This window comes from Sphingomonas sp. R86521 (assembly GCF_042466235.1).
GTDB lineage: Bacteria > Pseudomonadota > Alphaproteobacteria > Sphingomonadales > Sphingomonadaceae > Sphingomonas.
Map to the genome: position 1 here is coordinate 2733921 of NZ_JAXHBY010000001.1, position 20450 is coordinate 2754370.

Below are 20450 nucleotides of genomic sequence, written 5' to 3' on the forward strand. Positions count from 1 at the left end.
GCTGCCACGAAAGCCTTGCCAATTCCATAGCGCGGCTGGCACGCGAGCCCGGATGACGCACTTTTCATTCGATATCGTCGGGTTCGACCTCGACGGGACATTGCTGGACACCAGCGGCGACCTTGCCGCAGCGGTGAACCACGCGCTCGGCTCGATCGGCCGACCGCTGCTGACGGTCGAGCAGGTCAAGCCGATGATCGGCGGTGGCGCACGCCACATGCTGGCGCAGGGCATGGCGGCGACCGGCGGCTGCGACACCGCGACGCTCGACCTGCTGCATGCGCGGCTGCTGGCCTATTACGAAGCCAACATCGCGGTGCTGACCCGGCCGTATCCGGGGACGCTCGAGGCACTCGACGCGCTCACTGCGGGGGGTGCGAAGGTCGCGGTCGTGACCAACAAGCTGGAGGCGCTGGCGACGCAGGTGCTGGTCGAGCTGGGCCTGCTCGACCGCTTCACCTGCGTGATCGGCGGCGACACGATGGGGCCGGGCAAGGCCAAGCCGTCGCCGGTCCCGATCCACGAGATGGTCCGCCGATCTGGCGGCGGCCGGACCGCGTTCGTCGGCGATTCGATCTTCGATATCGAGGCGGCGCACGCGGCGGGCGTGCCGGCGATCGCCTGCAGCTTCGGCTTCCTGATGCAGCCGGTCGAGCAACTCGGCGCCGATGCGATCATCGACGGCTATCACGAGCTGCTGCCGACGCTCACCAGGCTCGCGGCATGAGCGCGCGGACGATCTGGCTGTTCAGGATCGGGCTGTTCGTGGCGATCATCATCGCGGTGACGATGGCGCTGCTGCCCAATCCGCCGCATCTGCCGATCGACCGGTTCGGCGACAAGGCGGAGCACATGCTGGCGTTCTCGACGATGGCGCTGCTCGCCGCGCTCGCCTATCCCCGCGCGTCGCTGGTCCGGATCGGCGAGCGCCTGTCGTTCCTCGGCGCGCTGGTCGAGGTGATGCAGTCGATCCCCGCCCTCCACCGCGACTGCGACATCCGCGACTGGATCGCGGACACGCTCGCGATTTGCGTCGTGCTGCTGATCGTCGGCACGATCCGCCGGCGCAGCACCATCGTCGGCAAGACGCTCCACTGATCCTGCGCGTTGCCCCGCACCGTCATCCTGACGACAGTCAGGACCCAGGGTTCCAGGCGCTGCCGCCCGGAACCCTGGGTCCCGGGTCAAGCCCGGGATGACGAAGGAAGGCGGCCTGATGACGCAGGTTTGCGCCACTTGATCCACAAATGCCGCGCCAGCATCGCCGGCGGCATGCGCAGCCAATGCGACCGAACGTAGAAGGCGAACCGCGTGAACGGACGCGTAGGCCGACCCCAGCCGTCGCGGGCGAGCAGGCGGCGGACATAGGCCCGGTCGATTCCCCTGGCCTTCCCATCGTCGAACACGATCGCCACCAGCCGCAGGGCTCGGGCGACTTCACGCGCCAGTCCGTGGTGCGCCGCCCGCAGCGCAAGGCCTTCGGTCCCGAATTCTTCGACCAGGCAGCGAATATCCCACAGGTTGCGCAAGCCCCCTGCCAGATCCCCATCCGCGAACAGGTGCGCGTCGGCGTGGACGATCATGTCGTTCGAGTTCAACACCGACAACCCGTTGCCCAGCTCCACCCGCGCCGCGATCAGCGCGTCCGCGTCCGGAGTCGGCCGCGCGGTCGGCGGCAGGATGGTGTGGTGGACATCGATCATCCTGTCGCGCTCGCGGTGGATCAGCGGCGGCAGTTCGTGCATCCAGCGCCGGTAATAGGCGTCGTCATAGGGATCGGGCTTCACCCATTCCCACCCCGCCCCGAGCAACGCCGCCTCCACCGCATCGAGATCGGCGCGCGGCACCAGGATATCGAGATCGCCGATCGACCGCCCCCGCCCCGCAAGCAGCCCGGCCGCAGCGAACGCCGTGCCCTTCAGCAGCACGACCGCACAGCCGAGCGGCGCCAGCGCACGCCGCGCCATCTTCGCCTCCCACAGGGCTGCGCGCCGGCCATGCTCGGCGCTGCCACGCGCATCCTCCAGAATCCGCGCGACCGAAGCCGGCATCGGCAGCCCGTCGAGCCGCAACGCCAGCGTCCCGATCAACTGCTCCGCGCGGGCCATCGTGATCAGCGCGGTCCAGCCCGCGGCATCCAGCCCCGCCGTAGTCGCCGGATGGGCGAGCGCCCGCGCCAGCGGCCAGGCGCCGGTCAAAGCGCGTCCCACAACGCCTCCACCTGCGCCACCGCGCTCGCGCCGTCGGGATAATCGATCGCCAGCGACGGCACCGCGCCGATCAATCCAGTCAGCCCGGCGAACCCGGCCTCGCCCAGCGCGACATAGTTGGTCGACGCCTGCGTCATCCGCACGAACGCTTCCGCGGGTGGCACAGCGCGCACCGCAGCCTCGAACCCAAAACGCGGGAACAGCAACAGCGCGGGGGCGGCGGGCACGTCCATGGCGGCGATCGCGCGCGCGTCGGGGACCATGTGGCGGATGTCGCCCTTCGGCGTACCCGGCATCAACGGCCCGAACCGCGCGTCAGGCTGCGCGGCGACCGCCGCCGCAATGCCCTCGTTCTTCAGGCTGATCAGCCGCGGGAAGGCGTGGACCAGCCCGGTCACCGGATCGAGCAGCGCGAACTCGTCACCCATGAACCGCCAGCCGCGTGCCGCCAGCAGGCTGGCGAGCGTCGATTTTCCCGCGCCCGATATCCCGGTCATCAGCACCGCGCGTCCGTCGCGCTCGACTGCCGAGGCGTGCAACAGCAGGTAGCGGCGTCCCCCCAGCGCCATCTGCAAATTCATCGCCATCTCGGCGGCGAGCAGCCCCTGCGACAGCGGCAGCGGTGCCGCCTCGGGCAGCATGTAATCGCCGCCGATCTCGACCGACGGCCGCAACACCTTTCGCCACGGTCGCCGCGCGAACAGCCGCACGGTGAAGTCGGGCACGCCGGGCGTCGGATAGTCGCGGTACAGCGTCTCCAGCGCCGCGATCGGCGCGCGCCAGTCGGAGCCGATGCGAAAACCGACCGGGCCGATGCGGACGGCGAAGGCGTGCCTCATGCCGCCGCGACGAGCCCCGCGACCACCAGCTCGTCGAGCCGCGCGGCCAGCGCGTCGCGATCGGCATCGGCGAGGTCGTAGGTGTCGGCAAGCCGCGCCAGCAAATCGTCGAGCGTCAACCCACCCTCGCCCAGCGCCGCCAGAATCTGCGGCGCCGGCTCGGTCAGCAGATGGGTGATCCCCGACGCACGGTGGAACACCGCAGTGAACGCATCGAGCGCCGCGACCAGCACAGCATCCGCCGCTGGCGCACTATAGATCACGTCCGCAGTCGCGCGGGACAACGCGGGCTCAGCCCCGCGGCATCTGCAACGACGCGAAGCAGGTGAAGCCGCCCTGGCCGCGCTGCAACCGGCGGATATAATTCACATAGGCGCGGCTGCGATCGGATTCGGTCCCGGGCAGGCTGTTGCCGCCGGCGATCGCGCGGCGAACCTCTTCGCCCTTGAACGGACGGCTGGCGGGCGGAAACGCACCCTTGGTGCCCAATGCGACGACCTGGCCCTGCGGATCGATATAGCTGCCGGCGCGACCGGGATCGGGGATCGGGATCTCGCAGTTCAGCACCGAGCCTGCGGTCTGCGCCAGCGCCGGACGGATCGATACCACCGCACTCGCCGACACCGCGCCGAGCATCAGCAGGCGCCGCGTCGGGCTCGCTGCGGCCTCGGGGCCGTCATTCTCGGATCGCGTATCGTCGCTCATGCTGCCCCCGCTACGCAGAAGCCCTTTCATAATCCTGAAGACGTGACAAGGCGAACCCGCACGCCGTACCGAACCGGGACGGGCTGGCGCGGCGTACACCGGATATCGTAGGAGCTATCTTATGTTATCCGGTTTTGGCCTGCGCACCTTCTGGGCGATCGTCGTCGTCGTCATCGCCGCAGGTGCGGTGCTGGCGATCACCGGCGATATCCAGGGCGCGATCGTGACGCTGGTCGGCGGGGTCGCCGCCGCGCTGGTCGCCGCCGGCACCGGCGACGATGCGACCGAGACGCCCGCGGTGCCGCCGCCTCCGTCGCATTCGATCCTCGACGAAGTGCTGGACGCGATCATCGAGCCGGTCATGCTGATCCGCGACGGCCGCGTCTCGGTCGCCAACACCGCGGCGCGCGACCTGCTCGGCCAGTATATCGTCGGCGACGACGCCCGCGTCGCGATCCGCCATCCCGCCGCCGCCGAGCATCTGTCCGCGCCGCAGCCGCTCGGCATCGAGCGCGCGATCGAGCTGGTCGGCCTGGGAAATCGCGAACAACGCTGGGAAATGCGCGTCGGCCAGGCGTCGGACGGCCAGCGCATCGTCCACCTCATCGACCAGACCGGCAACTATGCCGCCGAGCGAATGCGCGTCGATTTCGTCGCCAACGCCAGCCACGAACTGCGCACGCCGCTCGCCTCCATCCTCGGCTTCATCGAGACGCTGAGCGACGAGGCGGGCGAGGATGCGATGGTCCGCACCCGCTTCCTGAAAGTCATGGACGACGAAGCGCAGCGGATGCTGCGGCTGATCGAGGACCTGATCTCGCTGTCGCGGATCGAGGCGGAGAAATACCGCCTGCCCGACAACCCGGTCGATCTGGCCGCGCTGGTCGCCGACGTCCGCGCCGAACTGGCGGATGGCGCCGGCGAACGCGGACGCGACCTGGTCGATCTGGTCGACCCGGCGGTGCCCTCGGTATCGGGAGACCGCGTGCAATTGTCGCAGATGCTCCACAACCTGATCGGCAACGCGATGAAATACGGGCGCGCCGGTACGCCCGTGACGATTTCGCTGCGCCGCGACAATTCGGGGATGGTGCGGCTGTCGGTACGCGACCAGGGCGAAGGCATCGCCGCCGTCCACATCCCCCGGCTGACCGAACGCTTCTACCGGGCCGACGCCGGCCGCAGCCGTTCGGTCGGCGGCACCGGGCTAGGCCTCGCGATCGTCAAGCACATCGTCGAGCGCCATCGCGGCCGGCTCGACATCGTCAGCCAGGTCGGCGTCGGCACCACCGTGATGGTCATTCTTCCCCCCGCCAAGGCCCCAACCAAAGCCCCTGCAAAAGACGCTGTCACAAAAGGGTAACTTTACTGTCACACGGACGCTGTCGTGGGGCGGTAGGGCCGATCCCGGAACGGGGATTGCGGTGCGTCGAGTTTGGTTTTCTGGAATGACGGCGCTCGGCATCGCCCTTGGCGGTAGCGTCCTGAGCGGATGCGTCGATCAGGCGAATGGCGGCGGCGCGGGCTCGCGCGACCAGATCACCGCGGTCGGATCGTCGACGGTCTACCCCTTCACCACGATGATCGCCGAACAGCTGGTCGCGAACGATCCCGATGCCAAGGCACCGGTGATCGAATCGACCGGGACCGGCGCGGGCATGAAGCTGTTCTGCGCCGGCGTCGGCGCCGCACATCCCGATATCGAGGATGCCTCGCGCCGCATGAAGGCCAGCGAATATGCGCAGTGTGCCAAGAACGGCGTCAGCCAGATCCTCGAAATCCAGGTCGGCATCGATGGCATCGCGTTCGCCGAGGCCAAGAACGGCGCGAAGATGGCCCTGACCCCGACCGATCTCTACCGCGCGCTGGCGGCCAACCCCGGCGGCAAGCCCAACGCGGCGAGGGTGTGGCGCGACGTCAATCCCGCGCTGCCCGCGGTGCCGATCCAGGTATACGGGCCGCCAGCGACCAGCGGCACCCGCGATGCGCTCGCCGAGCTGATCCTGACCAAGGGGTGCGAGGCGTTCGACCCATCCGCCACCCCGCTCGCGAAATCCGATCCGGAGGCGCACAAGGCGCTGTGCACGCGGGTCCGCGAGGACGGCGTCTATGTCGACGCTGGCGAGAACGACAACCTGATCGTCCAGAAGCTGCAGTCGAACCCCAACGCGATCGGCGTGTTCGGCTACAGCTATCTGGAAGAGAACAAGGATTCGGTGAACGGCGTCAGGATTTCGGGCGTCGCCCCGACCTATGCGACGATCGCGGACAACCAGTATCCGGGGTCACGGCCGCTGTATATCTATGTGAAGAAGGCGCATCTGAGCGCGATCCCGAGGCTGCGGAACTTACTGAAACTCTACGCAGCGAACTGGAGCGCGACCGGCCCACTCGTGAAACGCGGCCTGATCGCGGCGCCGGCGGACGTCCAGGCGCGGTCGGCGGCGATCGTGAAGGCCGAGACCGTGCTCGATCCGGCGGTGTTGAAGTGATGATGCCCCTTCCCCTCCCCCGTCATCCTGAACTCGATTCAGGATCCATCGGGCGGCACACACCACGATCGGAGGCGCCTGCCGCCCTATGGATCCTGAAACGAGTTCAGGATGACGGAGCGTGTGGTGCGGTTGTCGCGCTCAATTACGCCGGGGCGACCGCCTGATGTCCGCGCTCGCGCTCCTCTTCCTCGTTCTCGGACTCGGCCTGATCGGCTGGCTCACCGCCCGCGTGCGCGCCACGCGGTTCCGCGTCGGCACCACCGCCCGGTTCAGTTCGCTCCCCAGCCATCACGGCTGGTTCGTCGCGCTGTGGACGATGGTCCCGCCGCTGGTCTTCCTGATCGCCTGGAGCCTGGTATCCCCGGCGCTGGTAACCGACACCGTGCTCGGCACCCCCGCGGCGGTACAGCTCCCCCCGCCCGGCTTCGACCGCGCCTCGATCCTGTCCGAAGCCCGCAGCCTTGCCGAGGGCCACAGCTACGGCGCGTTCCACCAGCTCGCACGAACGCTCGCCCCAGCCTATGCCGCAGCACAGTCGCGGTTCGACTGGATCGCGACCGCGCTGGCGCTGCTGCTCGCCTTTTCCGGCGGCGCGTTCGCCTTCACCCGGGTCCGCCCGGGCTTCGGCGCGCGCAGCCAGGTCGAGCGCGTCGTCATGCTGCTGCTGCTGGCGGCGTCGCTGATCGCGATCCTCACCACGGTCGGCATCGTCGCGTCGCTGCTGTACGAATCGACGCGCTTCTTCTCGGTGGTGCCGATCGGCGACTTCCTGTTCGGGACGCACTGGAGCCCGCAGGTGATCGACGCACGCGACCCTGGCGCGTCGCTGGGCGCGGTGCCGTTGTTCTGGGGTACCTTCTTCATCGGCGCGGTGATCGCGATGATCGTCGCCATTCCCTTCGGCCTGATGAGCGCGATCTACCTGACGCAATACGCCGCGCCGAACACGCGCAAATGGATGAAGCCGATCCTCGAGGTGCTCGCGGGCGTGCCGACCGTCGTCTACGGCTATTTCGCCGCGCTGACGGTCGCCCCGGCTGTGCGTGACTTCGCGGTGTGGCTCGGGATCAGCTGGGCAAGTTCCGAAAGCGCGCTCGCCGCAGGGCTCGTGATGGGGATCATGATCATCCCGTTCGTGTCCTCGATGGCGGATGATTCGATCGCCGCGGTGCCGTCGTCGATGCGCGACGGCAGCCTGGCGATGGGCGCGACATCATCCGAGACGATCCGCCGCGTGCTGTTGCCCGCCGCGTTGCCCGGCGTCGTCGGCGGCGTGCTGCTCGCGGTCGGCCGCGCGATCGGCGAGACCATGATCGTCGTGATGGCCGCATCGGGGGTGGCGACGCTGACGCTCAACCCGTTCGCCAGCACCACCACCGTCACCAAGCAGATCGTCGACCTGCTGACCGGCGAGGCTGAGTTCGACAGCCCCAAGACGCTCGCCGCGTTCGCGCTGGGCCTGACGCTGTTCGTGGTCACGCTGCTCCTCAACATCGTCGCGCTGCGCGTCGTCAAACGGTACCGCGAAGCTTATGACTGAGTCGCTCGTCCCCCAGCTGCCGGTCAGCCCGGCCGAGCCCGTCGAGCGCATGCCGACCGACTGGACGACGCAGTCGATGCAGCGTCGCATCCGCCGTCGCTACGCCTCCGAACGGCGGTTCCGCTTCGCCGGGATGGCGGCGGTATGGTTGTCCGCGAGCTTCCTCGCCTTCCTGCTGGTCTCGATGCTGATGCAGGGCGCGACCGGGTTCACCGAGACGCGCGTCGCGCTCCCGATCGATTTCGCCGCAGTGAAGCTGCCCGTCGAGCCCGCGCGGCTGCAGGGTCGCGGCGCCGACCTCGCGCTCGCATCCGCCAATCTGGAGGGTGCAGTCGATAGCGCAGCGACGAAGGCGTTCGGCAAGGACGGCGCCGAGCTCCTCTCCGACGGCGCGTGGATGGCGGTGCGCGACGCGATCAAGGCGGATCCGACCCTGTTGCAGCGCAAGTCGGTGTTCGAGGTTCCCGTCTCCAGCCCGATCGACGTCGCAGCCAAGGGCAACGGCACGCCGCAGGCCGAAGCGTCGCTCGCGCATCTGCAGGCGCGTGGCGCGATCTCCAGCGCGCTGAGCATGACGTTCCTGACCGCCGCCGACTCCACCGACGCCACCCGCGTCGGCATCTGGGGCGCGTTCAAGGGATCGCTGCTGACGATGGTGGTGACGCTGCTGCTCGCCTTCCCGATCGGCGTGCTGTCGGCGCTCTACCTCGAGGAATATGCGCCGCGGAACCGCTGGACCGACCTGATCGAGGTTTCGATCAACAACCTCGCCGCGGTCCCGTCGATCATCTTCGGGTTGCTCGGCCTCGCGGTCTTCCTCGGCACCTTCGGGATGCAGCGCTCGGCGCCGATCGTCGGGGGCCTGACCCTCGCGCTAATGACGATGCCGGTGATCGTCATCGCCGGGCGCAACGCGATCAAGGCGGTGCCGCCGTCGATCCGCGATGCCGCGCTCGGTATCGGTGCGTCGCCGGTGCAGGTGGTGTTCCACCACGTCCTGCCGCTCGCGCTGCCCGGCATCCTTACCGGCACGATCATCGGCATGGCGCGCGCGCTGGGCGAAACAGCGCCGCTGCTGATGATCGGCATGCGCGCGTTCATCGCCGCGCCGCCGTCGGGCCTCGACAATCCCGCGACCGTGCTGCCGGTGCAGATCTTCCTCTGGTCGGACCAGGTCAGCCGCGGCTTCGTCGAAAAGACCTCGGCGGCGATCATCGTCCTGCTCGTCTTCCTGCTCGCGATGAACGGCGTCGCGATCTACCTCCGCAACAAATTCGAGACCCGCTGGTGACCATGAAACCCAAGATGACCGCGCGGAACGTCTGCGTGTCGTACGGCAACAAGCTCGCGATCGACGACGTCTCGATCGACGTCGACCAGGACGAGGTCACCGCCTTCATCGGCCCGTCCGGCTGCGGCAAGTCGACCTTCCTGCGGACGCTGAACCGCATGAACGACACCGTCGCCAGCGCCCGCGTGACCGGTGACATCCAGCTCGACGGGCATGACATCTACGCCCCCGACATGGACGTCGTGCAGCTGCGCGCGCGCGTCGGCATGGTGTTCCAGAAGCCCAATCCGTTCCCCAAATCGATCTACGAGAACGTCGCCTACGGCCCGCGCATCCACGGCCTCGCCGGCGCCAAGGCGGATCTCGACCGCATCGTCGAGAAGTCGCTGCGCCGTGCCGGGCTGTGGGACGAGGTCAAGGATCGCCTGGCCGACAGCGGCACCGCGTTGTCGGGCGGCCAGCAGCAGCGGCTGTGCATCGCCCGCGCGATCGCGGTCGATCCCGAAGTCATCCTGATGGACGAGCCGTGTTCGGCGCTCGATCCGATCGCGACCGCCAAGATCGAGGAACTGATCCACGAACTGCGCGGCCGCTATGCGATCGTCATCGTCACGCACAACATGCAGCAGGCGGCGCGCGTCAGCCAGAAGACCGCGTTCTTCCATCTCGGCACGCTGGTGGAGTACGGCAACACGTCCGACATCTTCACCAACCCGCGCGAGGAACGCACCAAGGACTACATCACCGGCCGCTACGGTTGAGTGGAGGGACGACCATGAACACCCATACCGTCAAAGCCTTCGACAACGACATCGGGCAGCTCCGGGGCCTGATTTCGCAGATGGGCGGGCTCGCCGAGGATGCAATCGCCAAGGCGATGCAGGCGCTGGTCCGCAACGACCTCGACCTCGCGCAGCAGGTCCGTGCCGAGGACAAGCGGATCGACGCGATCGAATCCGAGGTCGAGCGGCTCGCGGTCCGGATCATCGCGCTGCGGGCACCGATGGCGGTCGACCTGCGCGAGGTGGTCGCCGCGCTGAAGATCGCCGGCGTCGTCGAACGCATCGGCGATTATGCCAAGAACATCGCCAAGCGCGTGCCGCAGATCGACGGCGAGCACCGGATCGAGCCGATCTCGATCCTGCCGGCGATGGGACGGATGGCGAGCGAGATGGTCCGCGAGGTGCTCGACGCGTTCGCCGCGCGCGATGCCGACGCCGCGATCCGGGTGGTCGAGAGCGACAGCGCGCTCGACGATTTCTACGACAGCATCTTCCGGACCCTCGTCACCTACATGGTCGAGAACCCCAAGACGATCAGCCAGGTCGCGCATCTGCTGTTCGTCGCCAAGAACCTCGAACGGATCGGCGACCACGCGACCAACGTCGCCGAGATGGTCTATTTCGCGGCGACCGGCACTCAGATGGCCGAGCGCGATCGCGGCGGCGAGCAGGAGCGATAACATGGCACGTGCACGGATGTTGCTGGTCGAGGACGACGCGGCGCTCGCCGAACTGCTGATGTGGCATTTCAAGCGCGAGGATTTCGAGATCGCGCATACCCCCGATGGCGAGGAAGCGCTGCTGCTCGCCAAGGAGAAGGTGCCCGACATCGTCCTGCTCGACTGGATGGTCGAAGGCCTGTCGGGGCTAGAGGTATGCCGCCGCCTGCGCCGTGCGCCGGAAACGCAGAACGTCCCGATCATCATGCTCACCGCCCGCGGCGAGGAGGAGGACCGGGTCCGCGGGCTGGAGACCGGCGCCGACGATTATGTGACGAAACCCTTCTCGCCGCGCGAACTGGTCGCGCGCGTCGGCGCGGTGCTGCGCCGCGTCCGCCCGGCGCTTGCCGGCGAGGCACTGAGCTATGCCGACATCGAGATGGACACCGTCGGCCACAAGGTCCGCCGCTCGGGCGAAGTGGTCTCGCTCGGGCCGACCGAGTTCCGGCTGCTCAAGCATTTCCTCGAACATCCCGGCTGGGTGTTCTCACGCGAGCGGTTGCTCGACGCGGTATGGGGTCACGATTCGGACATCGAGGCGCGCACCGTCGACGTCCATATCCGGCGGCTGCGCAAGGCCATCAACGTCGGCGAACGCCCCGACATCATCCGCACCGTGCGGTCGGCCGGATACTCGCTCGACACCGGCGGATAAGTCTAAATTGGAATCGGTTGCGAAACGAAGGACCGAACTTCGCATTGGTGCGTTGGGGCGGGGTGCTAATCGACTAGCGCACCGATTTTAGGAGATACGCATGAAGTTCATCCTCCTCGCCGCAACGGCCCTGATCGCCGCTCCCGTCATCGCGCAGACCGCGCCGCAGACGGCTCCGGCGACCGACCCCGCGATGGCCGCACCCGCTGCCGATCCGGCCGCACCGCCGCCCGCAGACCAGGCCGCGCCTGCTGCCCCGGCCGCCGATCCGGCGATGACGGCACCCGCCGCGCCAGCCGCACCGATGGCCGCCGATCCGAACGCGCCGACGCCTGCTGGTGGCTACCAGCCTGCCGGTCCGGCCGCATCGGGCCCCGTCGCACCGGGCGCCACCGTCCGCTTCCAGGCCGCACCGTCGCCCGACCAGGCCTATCCGGCACCGGCGCCCAAGGCGTCGTACCCGATCTGCAAGAAGGGCCAGTATGACGGCTGCATGCAGGCCGGTGGTGGTGCCCGCAAGGCGCGTCGCCACAAGTAAGCGAGGTCGGTAGCGGGCGGTTGCGCCCGCCACCGCCGACGTTAGGACAGGGCGCTCAACTCATTCGAGAGGGGCGCCTTTTCCATGTCTGATACAAACGGCTCGATCCGGTTCGACGGCCGCGTCGCGATCGTCACTGGTGCCGGCGGTGGCCTCGGCCGCGAATATGCGCTCGAACTCGCGCGCCGCGGTGCGAAGGTCGTCGTCAACGACCTCGGCGCGAGCCGCGACGGCACCGGGCAGAGCGATGCCGCGCTCAAAGTCGTCGAGGAGATCGAGGCCGCGGGCGGTGAAGCCATCGCGAACGGCGGCAGTGTCACCGAGTACGACCAGATGGTCGAGATGGTCGCGCGCGCTACCGAAGCGTGGGGCGGCGTCCACATCCTAATCAACAACGCCGGCGTGCTGCGCGACAAAAGCTTCGCCAAGATGGAGCCCGCCGACTTCCGCTTCGTCGTCGACGTCCACCTCAACGGATCGGCCAACGCTACCAAGGCGGTGTGGGACACGATGCGCAGCCAGAATTATGGACGCATCCTGATGACCGCGTCGTCGACCGGGCTGTACGGCAATTTCGGCCAGGCGAATTACGGCGCGGCCAAGCTCGGGCTTGCCGGCCTCACCAAGACACTCGCGATCGAGGGTGCGAAGAACAATATTCGCGTCAACACCATTGCCCCGACCGCGGGTACGCGGATGACGCAGGACATCTTTCCCGAGGAGGCCTTCGCGGCGTTCTCCCCGGACAAGGTCGCGCCCGCCGCGGTGTACCTGGTGTCGGAGGACGCACCGACCAACATGATCGTGGGCGCCGGCGCCGGCGTGTTCCAGGCGGCATACGTCACGCTGACTCAAGGCAAGGCGCTGCACGGCGATGATCTGTCGGTCGAAGGCGTCGCGGCGCACTGGGCCGAGATCATCGACCGCACCGGCGAATCGGTCCCGCAGTCCGGCGCCGAGCAGGCGATGAGCATCATGCGAACGCTGCACGGCGGCTGATCGCGCGCCCAAGCAGGGAACGGGGGGCGGTTTTGGTCAGTCGACCAGCTTCATGAACCGGCGCTCGACCGGCGCGAGCACCGGGCCGAGGTCATGGCCGCGCTTCAAGATGGTGCCGCCCTCGCCGAACAGCGTCCACATGCCCTGCCGGTTGCGCAGCGCGGGGCGCTTCTCGATGCGGAATTCGGGGCGCTCGGCGGCGCGGCGGAAGCACGCGAACACCGCCGCCTCGGTACCCAGGTCGATCGCATAGTCGCGCCAATGCCCGGCCGCGACCATCCGGCCGTACAGGTCAAGGATCCGGTTCAGCTCGATACGCTCGAAGCCGACCTGTACCGCGGACGGACGGCTGGGGAATGGTGTGACGACACCCATCAGGCGCGGTCGCGCTCCTGCGGTTCGGCGAGCAGCGCGTCGAGTCGCTTGCGCATGGTTTCCAGTTCGCAGCGCATGATCTCCATCCGCTGCGTCGCGGGGTCGAACATCTCGCTGCACGGCGTGCCGTAAGGCACGAACGGCGCCGCGGGGGCCATCCCGCCGGCAACGGTCGTCGCACGCGCCGGGATCCCGACGACGGTCGTTCCCTCGGGGACGTCGCGGGTCACGACGGCGTTGGCGCCGACCCGCGAGCGCGGCCCCATCGTGATCGGCCCGAGCACCTGCGCGCCCGACCCGATGATCGCGCCGTCCATGATCGTCGGATGGCGTTTGCCCATCACGCCGTTGTCGGGGCTGGTGCCGCCCAATGTCACGCACTGATAGATCGTCACGTCGTTGCCGATCTCGGCGGTCTCGCCGATCACGACGAAGCCGTGGTCGATGAAGAAGTTGCGCCCGATCGTCGCACCCGGATGGATGTCGATCGCGGTCGTGAAGCGCGACCAGTGATTGACCGCGCGCGCCAGGAAAAAGAACCGCGCCAGGAACAGCCGGTGCGCGATGCGGTGCCAGCCGAGCGCCCATACCCCGGGGTAGAGCAGGATTTCGGCGAGCGACCGCGGTGCCGGGTCGCGCGCGCGAATCGATTCGAGATAGGCGATTAATCGACTCGCCATACGCGCGTCCCCTTTGTCTGGGCGAGTATCTAAGGGGTCGGGCCGGAGATTTCCAGAAGCAGACCAAGGACTGCCGTCATCCCGGACTTATCCCGGGATGACGGAGGCTGTTCAGTTCACCGCGGCATGGACGGTCGCGACCGCCTTGATCACCGCGCCGATCCGGACCGAAGTCTGGATCGCATCCGCAGTGACTCCCGCCTTTTTCAGGATCTGCTCATGGCTGTCGATGCACATGCCGCAACCGTTCATCGCCGACACCGCCAGGCTGAACAGCTCGAAATCGACCTTGTCGATCCCCGGCTGGCCGATCACGTTCATGCGCAGCTTGGCCGGCATGTTGCGATATTCCTGGTTCCCGGCGAGGTGCGTGAACCGGTAATAGACGTTGTTCATCGCCATCACCGCCGCTGCGGCGCGCGCCGCGTTGGCGGCCTCCGGGCTCAGCTTCGGTGCGCATTCCAGTTCCGCGGCATCGACCAGCGGCTTGTAGCCCGATGCGTGCGCGCAGGCCAGGAACAGCCCGAACTTGCGCTGATCGGTCAGCTGCGGCTCGCTCAGCAGCGAACCGACGTTGAGGCGCACGTCCTTGGCGAAATCGGGAAGCGTCCCGGCGAATTCCTTGAGCGACATTCTCTGTTTTCTTCCTCCCCTCCCGCATGCGGGAGGGGACCGAGGGGTGGGCCCGCGCTCACCATGAACGAAGCGTTTGGGGAGCGCGCGGGCCCACCCCCTGCCCCCTCCCGCAAGCGGGAGGGGGAAAGAAGACGCGTGTTACGCCGCGAGCTGGAGGACGTCTTCGCCCTTGTTCCAGTTGCACGGGCACAGCTCGTCGGTCTGCAGTGCGTCGAGCACGCGGAGCGTCTCGGCGGGGTTGCGGCCGACGTTCAGGCCGTTGACCTGGACCGCCTGGATGACGTTGTCCGGATCGATCGTGAAGGTCGCACGGAACGCGACATGCTCGTTCTTGTCGAGGATGCCGAGTGCTTCGGCGAGCTTCGCGCCGTTGTCCGCCAGCCACGGGAAGTCCGCTGCGGCCAGGTCGGCGTCCGACTTGCGCCAGGCGAGATGGACGTGCGCAGTGTCGGTCGAAGCGCCGATCAGCACAGCGTCGCGATCCTCGAAGTCACCCTTCAGCTCGCTATAGCCGACGATCTCGGTCGGGCAGACGAACGTGAAATCCTTGGGCCAGTAGAACAGCACCTTCCACTTGCCGGGATAGACCGTGGTCAGGTCGAGCGTCTCGCCGGCCGGGAGTGCGGCCGTGCCCTGCTGGACGGGGATGGTCAGGGCGGGGAAGGTATCGCCGATGGTCAGCATGATGGTCTCCTGGAATGATGTCGTGCTCCAGGCATCCTCGCGATCGGCAGGTGTTTCCCGCTCGGCTCTTGTCGTCTCCATATAGGCGATTGTCTTATCGATCCAATAGTCTATCTCTCGGTTAATGATCGACAGAGGCGATTAATGGCAACCTATCTTCCGACCCTGAAACAGCTCCAATATCTCGTCGCGCTCAAGGACCACGGCCATTTCGGGCGCGCGGCAGAAGCGTGTTTCGTAACCCAGTCGACGCTGTCCGCGGGCCTGCGCGAACTCGAGACGCTGATCGACGTCGTGCTGGTCGAGCGTACGCGCCGCGTCGTCCGGTTCACGCCGCTCGGCGACCGCTTCGCCGACAAGGCACGCCGCGTGCTGCGCGAGGCCGAGGAACTCAGCGATATGGCGCGCGCCGCGGGGCGCCCCTTGTCGGGCGACATGCGGATGAGCGTGATCCCGACGATCGCGCCGTTCATGCTGCCCCGCATCCTGCCGCGGATCCGCGAGCGCTATCCCGACCTCAAGCTGTTCCTACGCGAGGAACCGACCGGCGCGGCGTGCGAGGGGCTCCACAACGGCCGCGCCGACTGCGTGTTGCTGGCGCTCCCCTATGCCTGCGGCGAGGTCGCGCATCAGACGCTGTTCGAGGATCGGCTGTTCCTCGCCTTCCCGACCGGCGAGATGCCAAGCACGATGCCCGCGATCGCCGCCGCCGACATCGACGAGACCCGGCTGCTGCTGCTCGAGGACGGCCATTGCCTCAAGGATCATGCGCTGGCGGCGTGCAACCGCCCCGAGATCCGCGCCGAGGCGACGATGCTCGGCACCTCGCTGCACACCATCGTGCAGATGGTCGACAACGGACTGGGTATCACCATCCTCCCCGAAATGGCGCTGAAGGCGGGGCTGCTCGACAACACCAACATTACCGCCAAGCCGCTCGACGAGGCCAATGCGGTGCGCCGGATCGCGCTGGTCTGGCGCCGTGCATCGCCCCGCGAAAAGGATTTCCAGTTGCTAGCGCAGCTGCTGGCCGAGGCGCAGTAGGGAACCTTGCGCGTCGGTAACCATATGGTATCCGACGCCACGCCGCCTTCCGGAGAGATCCCCATGTCGAACAAGACCGTCCTTTTGATCGTCGCGAGCACCCTGGCGCTGGCAGCGTGCAGCCGCGGCAAGGGCAATATCGAAACCGCCTCGACCCCCTCTACCGAGGCGCCGAGCGCGGACGCCCCCGCCCCGCTCGCGCCCAACCCCGCGGTCGGTGGCGCGCCGATGCTGGCGACGCGGACGATCGTCGACAACGCCGCGGCGGCGCCGAACCTGTCGACGCTGGTCGCCGCGGTGAAGGCCGCCGACCTCGTCCCGACGCTGTCCGGCCCCGGCCCGTTCACCGTCTTCGCCCCCACCAACGACGCGTTCGGGCGGCTCGCGCCCGGGATGGTCGACACGCTGCTCAAGCCCGAGAACAAGGCGTCGCTGGTCAAGGTGCTGACCTATCACGTGGTGCGCGGCACGATCACCGCGGAACAGCTGAAGGAGCGCATCATGACCGGCGGCGGCAGCACCACGCTGACCACGGTCGAGGGCGACCCGATTACCGCGACGATGGTCGGCGCCATCATCGCGCTGACCGACGTCAACGGCAACAAGAGCTATGTCGAGACTGGCGACGTCCGCCAGTCGAACGGCATCGTCCATGTCGTCAACGGCGTGATCGTGCCAAAGCTCGGCTGACCGCTCGACCGCAACGACCGGCCCGGTCGTTGCGCCAGGGGAATGGAACCGCGGCGGCGATGACGGATTGATGACGGGTCCCATCAACCGTCCGGAGTTTTCCATGATCCGTCAGACGACCCTTATCGCCGCATCGACCGCCCTGCTGCTCGGCACGGCGGCGTTCGCGCAGACCGCTCCCACCACGGCACCGGCGCAACCCGCCGTCGCTCCTCAGGGTACCGCGCCCGCTGCGACGCCGGCCGCGGCGCCGACCACGACGATCGCGCAGGCGCTGCGGACGCTCCCCAACCACGCGACGCTCGCCAAGCTGGTGACCGCGGCCAAGCTCGACGCGACGCTGGGCGGACCGGGTCCGTTCACGGTGTTCGCCCCCAATGACGAGGCGTTCGGTCGCCTGCCCCCGGGCGCGCTCGACACGCTGATGAAGCCGGCCGCCGTCGCGAGCCTGACGACGATCCTGAAATACCATGTCGTCGCCGGCGCACTGACCGCCGACCAGCTCAAGGCGCAGATCACCGCGGGCGGCGGCAAGGCGACGCTCACCACGCTCGCCGGACAGCCGCTGATCGCCTCGCTCGGCGAGAACGGCAACGTGATGCTGACCGACGTCAACGGCGGCAAGGCCTATGTCGACACCGCCGACGTCCGGGAAACCAACGGCGTCGTGCATCTGACCAACGGCATGAGCGTCCCGAAGATCGGGTAACATTTGGGGCGCCGGGACAAGGTCTCGGCGCACAAATACGCGAAATCTATACCACCCCGGCGGAGGCCGGGGCCCAGTTGGGAAAGCTGCAGTAACGGCGCGCTGACGGTAGTTACCACCTTCCCCCACCTAGGCCCCGGCCTCCGCCGGGGTAGTGTTTGAGAAAATGGCGCGAGATCGGCTCACCGACCTCAACCGGTCATTCAGCCCGCCACCGCGCCGCCGCAGCGTCATCGGCACCCCGCGCCTCGACCCAGGACGCCGCCCCGCCCCGCGTCTCGCGCTTCCAGAACGGCGCATCGGTCTTCAACCGGTCGATCAGATACGCACACGCCTCCAGCGCAGCGCCCCGATGCGGCGCAGTCGCGGCAACGAACACGATCCGCTCCCCCGGCCCCATCGGCCCGACCCGGTGCACAATCGTCGCAGCCTGCAGCCCCCAGCGCGTCACCGCACCCTCCGCGACCCCGAGCAACGCCGCCTCAGTCGCACCCGGATAATGCTCGAGTTCCAGAGTCTCAACGCCGTCGTCCGCACGCACCAGCCCGGTAAACGTCGCCACCGCACCAGCGCCGGCAACTTCGGCCCGCGCCATCTCGACCGCCAGGTCGATCGGTCCGCGCTGTACCACGACGTGGATCATCCGCCGGTCACCGGGGGAAAGATCGCGATCTCGCGTGCGCCGGCGATCGGCGCGTCGAACGCCACGAACGCCTGGTCCACCGCGGCGCGCAGCCGCCCGCGCTCGGCAAAGGCGGCGGCATGCGCCTCGTCCAGTCCTGCCAGCCAGTCGACCAGCCCCGCGATCGTCGTCACCTCGGCGGGCGGATCGACCCGCTCCTCGGCGACGCCGACGCGCTCACGCACCCACGAAAAATACAGCATTTCGATCGCCATGCTCAGTCCATATGCTTCAGGCCGACGCGCAGGTAATCCCACCCTGTCAGCACGGTCAGGACCGCAGCGCCCCACAGCGCGACGATGCCGACCTGGTGCACCCACGGCATATCCGGCAGCGCGCCGCCGAGGATGATCCCGCCCAGCGCGACCAGCTGCAACGTCGTCTTCCACTTCGCCAGCCGCGACACCGGCACCGAGACCTGGACCTGCGCCAGGAACTCGCGGAGCCCGGACACCGCGATCTCGCGGAGCAGGATGACGAGCGCGGCGATGATCTCCAGCCCGGCGATGTCGCGCGTGCCGACCAGGATCAGCACCACGGCGGCGACCATGATCTTGTCCGCGATCGGGTCGAGGAAGATCCCCAGCCGCGACACCGCGCCATTGGCCCGCGCGAGGTAGCCATCGAAATAATCGGTGATGCCCATCAGGCAATACAGCGCGAAGGCGATGCCGTATCCGGCCGCCCAGCCGGGCCACCACAGGAAGGCGACGAGCAGGGGCACCGCGACGATCCGCGACAAGGTCAGGAGGTTAGGCAAGGTCCACACCCCTTCACCCCTATACCGGTCGGGCGCGCCACGAAACCGGTTTAAGCGTTGGCGCGGCCCCGACGCTGGGTTAGGATGACCCGTCATTTTGCCACGATCGGGCCATTTCTCGTCATGCTCAACGCCATGGGGTTGCTGAAGCAACGTCGCTTCCTGCCCCTGTTCACCACCCAGTTCCTCGGCGCGTTCAACGACAATCTGTTCAAGACCTCGATGGTCCTGTTCGCGACCTACGCCATCTTCAACGACCCGAAGATGGAGGCGAACTTCAACGCGTTGGCGACGGGGATCTCGATCCTGCCGTTCTTCCTGCTGTCCGCGCTCGCCGGGCAGCTGGCGGACAGCCACGACAAGGCGCGGATCATCCGAATCGTGAAGACCGTCGAGATCGGCATCATGCTGCTCGGCGCCACCGGGCTGCTGGTCGCGCGCGCCGGCCATTCGACGCTCGGGGTGGCGCTGATGCTCGGCGCGGTGCTCTGCCTGGGCGTGCATTCGACGTTCTTCGGGCCGATCAAATACGCCATCCTGCCGCAGCATCTGCGCCCCCACGAAGTGCTGGGCGGCACCGGTCTGGTCGAGGCCGGGACATATCTCGCGATCCTGATGGGCACCGTGCTGGCCGGCTGGATTTCGATCGAGGGTGCGGCTGCGACCGTGCTGGTGATCGCCGGAGTCGGCTGGTTCGCCGCGCGCCAGATCCCGCCGGCGCCGCGCGAAGGGCCGCTGCTGAAGCTCGACTACAACCCGTTCACCGCGTCGTGGCGGTTGATCAGCGCGACGCTGCACATTCCGCGGCTGTTCCTGGCGATCTGCGCGATCAGCTTCTTCTGGACGATCGGATCGGTGCTGATCATCGTCTTCCCGCCACTGGTGAAGAACGTGCTGACCGCCGACGAACGCGTCGCCAGCTTCGTGATCGCGGTGTTCTCGGTCGGGGTCGCAATCGGGTCGGTGGTGATCAACTCGATGCTCAAGGGCAAGATCTCGGCGAAATACTCGCCCGCCTCGGTGATCGCGATGGGTGCGTTCGTGGTGCTGTTCTCGTTGATCGCGCGCAACTGGACGCCGGCCGCCGCGGGCCATTATTACGACTGGGCCGGGTTCGTCGCACAGCGCGGGTCGATCCTGCTGCTGGCGACGTTGCTGGCGATCGCGATCACCGGCGGCATGTTCGTGGTGCCGCTCTACGCGTTCCTGACCACGACCGTCGAAAAGGATCAGACCGCGCGCACCGTGGCGGCGAACAACGTCGTCAATGCCGGCGCGATGACGATCGGCGCGTTCGCCGTGCTCGGCATCACCGCGCTGGGCGTGACGCCCGAGGACATGCTGTTCCTGGTCGCGGCGATGTGCGTGGTCTCGGCGTGGATCGCCCAGAAGCTCCACCGCGCCTGCGACTAGAGCC

Annotated in this window: 26 protein-coding genes; 15 read left to right on the forward strand and 11 right to left on the reverse strand. The window is 67.8% G+C overall.

What is annotated here, in order from left to right; translation table 11 throughout:
* Positions 1 to 52 precede the first annotated feature (52 nt).
* Both SJY20_RS12740 and SJY20_RS12745 read left to right on the forward strand, forming a co-directional pair.
* Positions 53 to 727, forward strand: a complete 675-nt coding sequence (locus SJY20_RS12740; protein ID WP_380787298.1) for an HAD family hydrolase — start codon at positions 53 to 55, stop codon at positions 725 to 727.
* Positions 724 to 1098 carry a hypothetical protein gene (locus SJY20_RS12745; RefSeq protein WP_380787299.1) on the forward strand — a complete coding sequence of 125 codons (375 nt, stop codon included), beginning with the start codon at positions 724 to 726 and terminating at the stop codon, positions 1096 to 1098. Before SJY20_RS12740 ends, SJY20_RS12745 begins: the two co-directional genes overlap by 4 nt.
* A gap of 86 nt (positions 1099 to 1184) precedes the next feature.
* Here SJY20_RS12745 and SJY20_RS12750 read toward each other — a convergent pair whose 3' ends face one another.
* The 4 genes from SJY20_RS12750 to SJY20_RS12765 are packed head-to-tail and all read right to left on the reverse strand — an operon-like array spanning position 1185 to position 3754.
* Positions 1185 to 2198 (reverse strand): nucleotidyltransferase family protein, encoded by a 1014-nt coding sequence (locus SJY20_RS12750; protein ID WP_380787300.1) that lies wholly within the window; start codon positions 2196 to 2198, stop codon positions 1185 to 1187.
* Positions 2195 to 3049 carry an HprK-related kinase A gene (locus SJY20_RS12755; protein ID WP_380787301.1) on the reverse strand — a complete coding sequence of 285 codons (855 nt, stop codon included), beginning with the start codon at positions 3047 to 3049 and terminating at the stop codon, positions 2195 to 2197. The genes SJY20_RS12750 and SJY20_RS12755 overlap by 4 nt, the downstream gene beginning before the upstream one ends.
* The gene (locus SJY20_RS12760) at positions 3046 to 3333 is read right to left on the reverse strand and encodes an HPr-rel-A system PqqD family peptide chaperone (protein WP_380787302.1); all 288 of its coding nucleotides are present in this window, start codon (positions 3331 to 3333) and stop codon (positions 3046 to 3048) included. Before SJY20_RS12760 ends, SJY20_RS12755 begins: the two co-directional genes overlap by 4 nt.
* A 7-nt stretch (positions 3334 to 3340) precedes the next feature.
* The gene (locus tag SJY20_RS12765) at positions 3341 to 3754 is read right to left on the reverse strand and encodes a hypothetical protein (protein WP_380787303.1); all 414 of its coding nucleotides are present in this window, start codon (positions 3752 to 3754) and stop codon (positions 3341 to 3343) included.
* A 121-nt stretch (positions 3755 to 3875) separates the two neighbouring features.
* Here SJY20_RS12765 and SJY20_RS12770 point away from each other — a divergent pair, with 121 nt between their 5' ends.
* From SJY20_RS12770 to SJY20_RS12810, 9 genes are all read left to right on the forward strand, one after another.
* Positions 3876 to 5117 carry an ATP-binding protein gene (locus SJY20_RS12770; protein WP_380787304.1) on the forward strand — a complete coding sequence of 414 codons (1242 nt, stop codon included), beginning with the start codon at positions 3876 to 3878 and terminating at the stop codon, positions 5115 to 5117.
* 85 nt (positions 5118 to 5202) lie between these two features.
* Complete coding sequence (locus tag SJY20_RS12775; protein ID WP_380787305.1) at positions 5203 to 6246, forward strand: substrate-binding domain-containing protein; 1044 nt, start codon at positions 5203 to 5205, stop codon at positions 6244 to 6246.
* 166 nt (positions 6247 to 6412) lie between these two features.
* Complete coding sequence (pstC, locus tag SJY20_RS12780) at positions 6413 to 7789, forward strand: phosphate ABC transporter permease subunit PstC (protein WP_380787306.1); 1377 nt, start codon at positions 6413 to 6415, stop codon at positions 7787 to 7789.
* Entirely contained in the window at positions 7782 to 9080 is a 1299-nt protein-coding gene (gene pstA, locus SJY20_RS12785; protein ID WP_380787307.1) for a phosphate ABC transporter permease PstA, read from the forward strand. The genes pstC and pstA overlap by 8 nt, the downstream gene beginning before the upstream one ends.
* 2 nt (positions 9081 to 9082) lie before the next feature.
* Entirely contained in the window at positions 9083 to 9841 is a 759-nt protein-coding gene (gene pstB, locus SJY20_RS12790; protein ID WP_380788687.1) for a phosphate ABC transporter ATP-binding protein PstB, read from the forward strand.
* A gap of 14 nt (positions 9842 to 9855) precedes the next feature.
* Complete coding sequence (phoU, locus tag SJY20_RS12795) at positions 9856 to 10542, forward strand: phosphate signaling complex protein PhoU (protein WP_380787308.1); 687 nt, start codon at positions 9856 to 9858, stop codon at positions 10540 to 10542.
* A gap of 1 nt (position 10543) precedes the next feature.
* Complete coding sequence (gene phoB, locus SJY20_RS12800; RefSeq protein WP_380787309.1) at positions 10544 to 11236, forward strand: phosphate regulon transcriptional regulator PhoB; 693 nt, start codon at positions 10544 to 10546, stop codon at positions 11234 to 11236.
* Between the two features lie 100 nt (positions 11237 to 11336).
* Entirely contained in the window at positions 11337 to 11774 is a 438-nt protein-coding gene (locus SJY20_RS12805) for a hypothetical protein (protein ID WP_380787310.1), read from the forward strand.
* An 84-nt stretch (positions 11775 to 11858) separates the two neighbouring features.
* Complete coding sequence (locus tag SJY20_RS12810) at positions 11859 to 12773, forward strand: SDR family NAD(P)-dependent oxidoreductase (RefSeq protein WP_380787311.1); 915 nt, start codon at positions 11859 to 11861, stop codon at positions 12771 to 12773.
* Positions 12774 to 12809: 36 nt separating this feature from the next.
* Here the strand turns inward: SJY20_RS12810 and SJY20_RS12815 are convergent, their stop codons facing one another.
* The 4 genes from SJY20_RS12815 to SJY20_RS12830 form a co-directional block, all read right to left on the reverse strand.
* On the reverse strand, positions 12810 to 13148 hold the full coding sequence (locus SJY20_RS12815; protein ID WP_380787312.1) for a DUF2794 domain-containing protein: 339 nt from the start codon (positions 13146 to 13148) through the stop codon (positions 12810 to 12812).
* On the reverse strand, positions 13148 to 13828 hold the full coding sequence (epsC, locus tag SJY20_RS12820) for a serine O-acetyltransferase EpsC (protein ID WP_380787313.1): 681 nt from the start codon (positions 13826 to 13828) through the stop codon (positions 13148 to 13150). Before epsC ends, SJY20_RS12815 begins: the two co-directional genes overlap by 1 nt.
* A gap of 111 nt (positions 13829 to 13939) precedes the next feature.
* Positions 13940 to 14461, reverse strand: a complete 522-nt coding sequence (locus SJY20_RS12825) for a carboxymuconolactone decarboxylase family protein (RefSeq protein ID WP_380787314.1) — start codon at positions 14459 to 14461, stop codon at positions 13940 to 13942.
* A gap of 141 nt (positions 14462 to 14602) precedes the next feature.
* Complete coding sequence (locus SJY20_RS12830) at positions 14603 to 15148, reverse strand: peroxiredoxin (RefSeq protein ID WP_380787315.1); 546 nt, start codon at positions 15146 to 15148, stop codon at positions 14603 to 14605.
* Positions 15149 to 15292: 144 nt separating this feature from the next.
* Here SJY20_RS12830 and SJY20_RS12835 point away from each other — a divergent pair, with 144 nt between their 5' ends.
* The 3 genes from SJY20_RS12835 (at position 15293) to SJY20_RS12845 (ending at position 17591) form a co-directional block, all read left to right on the forward strand.
* Positions 15293 to 16192 carry a hydrogen peroxide-inducible genes activator gene (locus SJY20_RS12835; protein WP_380787316.1) on the forward strand — a complete coding sequence of 300 codons (900 nt, stop codon included), beginning with the start codon at positions 15293 to 15295 and terminating at the stop codon, positions 16190 to 16192.
* A 63-nt stretch (positions 16193 to 16255) separates the two neighbouring features.
* Entirely contained in the window at positions 16256 to 16882 is a 627-nt protein-coding gene (locus tag SJY20_RS12840) for a fasciclin domain-containing protein (RefSeq protein WP_380787317.1), read from the forward strand.
* A gap of 103 nt (positions 16883 to 16985) precedes the next feature.
* Complete coding sequence (locus SJY20_RS12845) at positions 16986 to 17591, forward strand: fasciclin domain-containing protein (protein WP_380787318.1); 606 nt, start codon at positions 16986 to 16988, stop codon at positions 17589 to 17591.
* 199 nt (positions 17592 to 17790) lie between these two features.
* On the opposite strand, the gene SJY20_RS12850 is transcribed toward SJY20_RS12845, so the two are convergent.
* From SJY20_RS12850 to pgsA, 3 genes are read right to left on the reverse strand one after another with little or no spacing between them, the layout of a single operon-like run.
* On the reverse strand, positions 17791 to 18234 hold the full coding sequence (locus SJY20_RS12850; protein ID WP_380787319.1) for a molybdenum cofactor biosynthesis protein MoaE: 444 nt from the start codon (positions 18232 to 18234) through the stop codon (positions 17791 to 17793).
* Entirely contained in the window at positions 18231 to 18488 is a 258-nt protein-coding gene (moaD, locus tag SJY20_RS12855) for a molybdopterin converting factor subunit 1 (RefSeq protein ID WP_380787320.1), read from the reverse strand. Before moaD ends, SJY20_RS12850 begins: the two co-directional genes overlap by 4 nt.
* Positions 18489 to 18490: 2 nt before the next feature.
* Positions 18491 to 19042 (reverse strand): CDP-diacylglycerol--glycerol-3-phosphate 3-phosphatidyltransferase, encoded by a 552-nt coding sequence (gene pgsA / locus SJY20_RS12860; RefSeq protein WP_380787321.1) that lies wholly within the window; start codon positions 19040 to 19042, stop codon positions 18491 to 18493.
* A gap of 114 nt (positions 19043 to 19156) precedes the next feature.
* Between pgsA and SJY20_RS12865 the strand changes: the two genes are divergently transcribed.
* Complete coding sequence (locus SJY20_RS12865) at positions 19157 to 20446, forward strand: MFS transporter (protein ID WP_380788689.1); 1290 nt, start codon at positions 19157 to 19159, stop codon at positions 20444 to 20446.
* Positions 20447 to 20450: the final 4 nt, after the last annotated feature.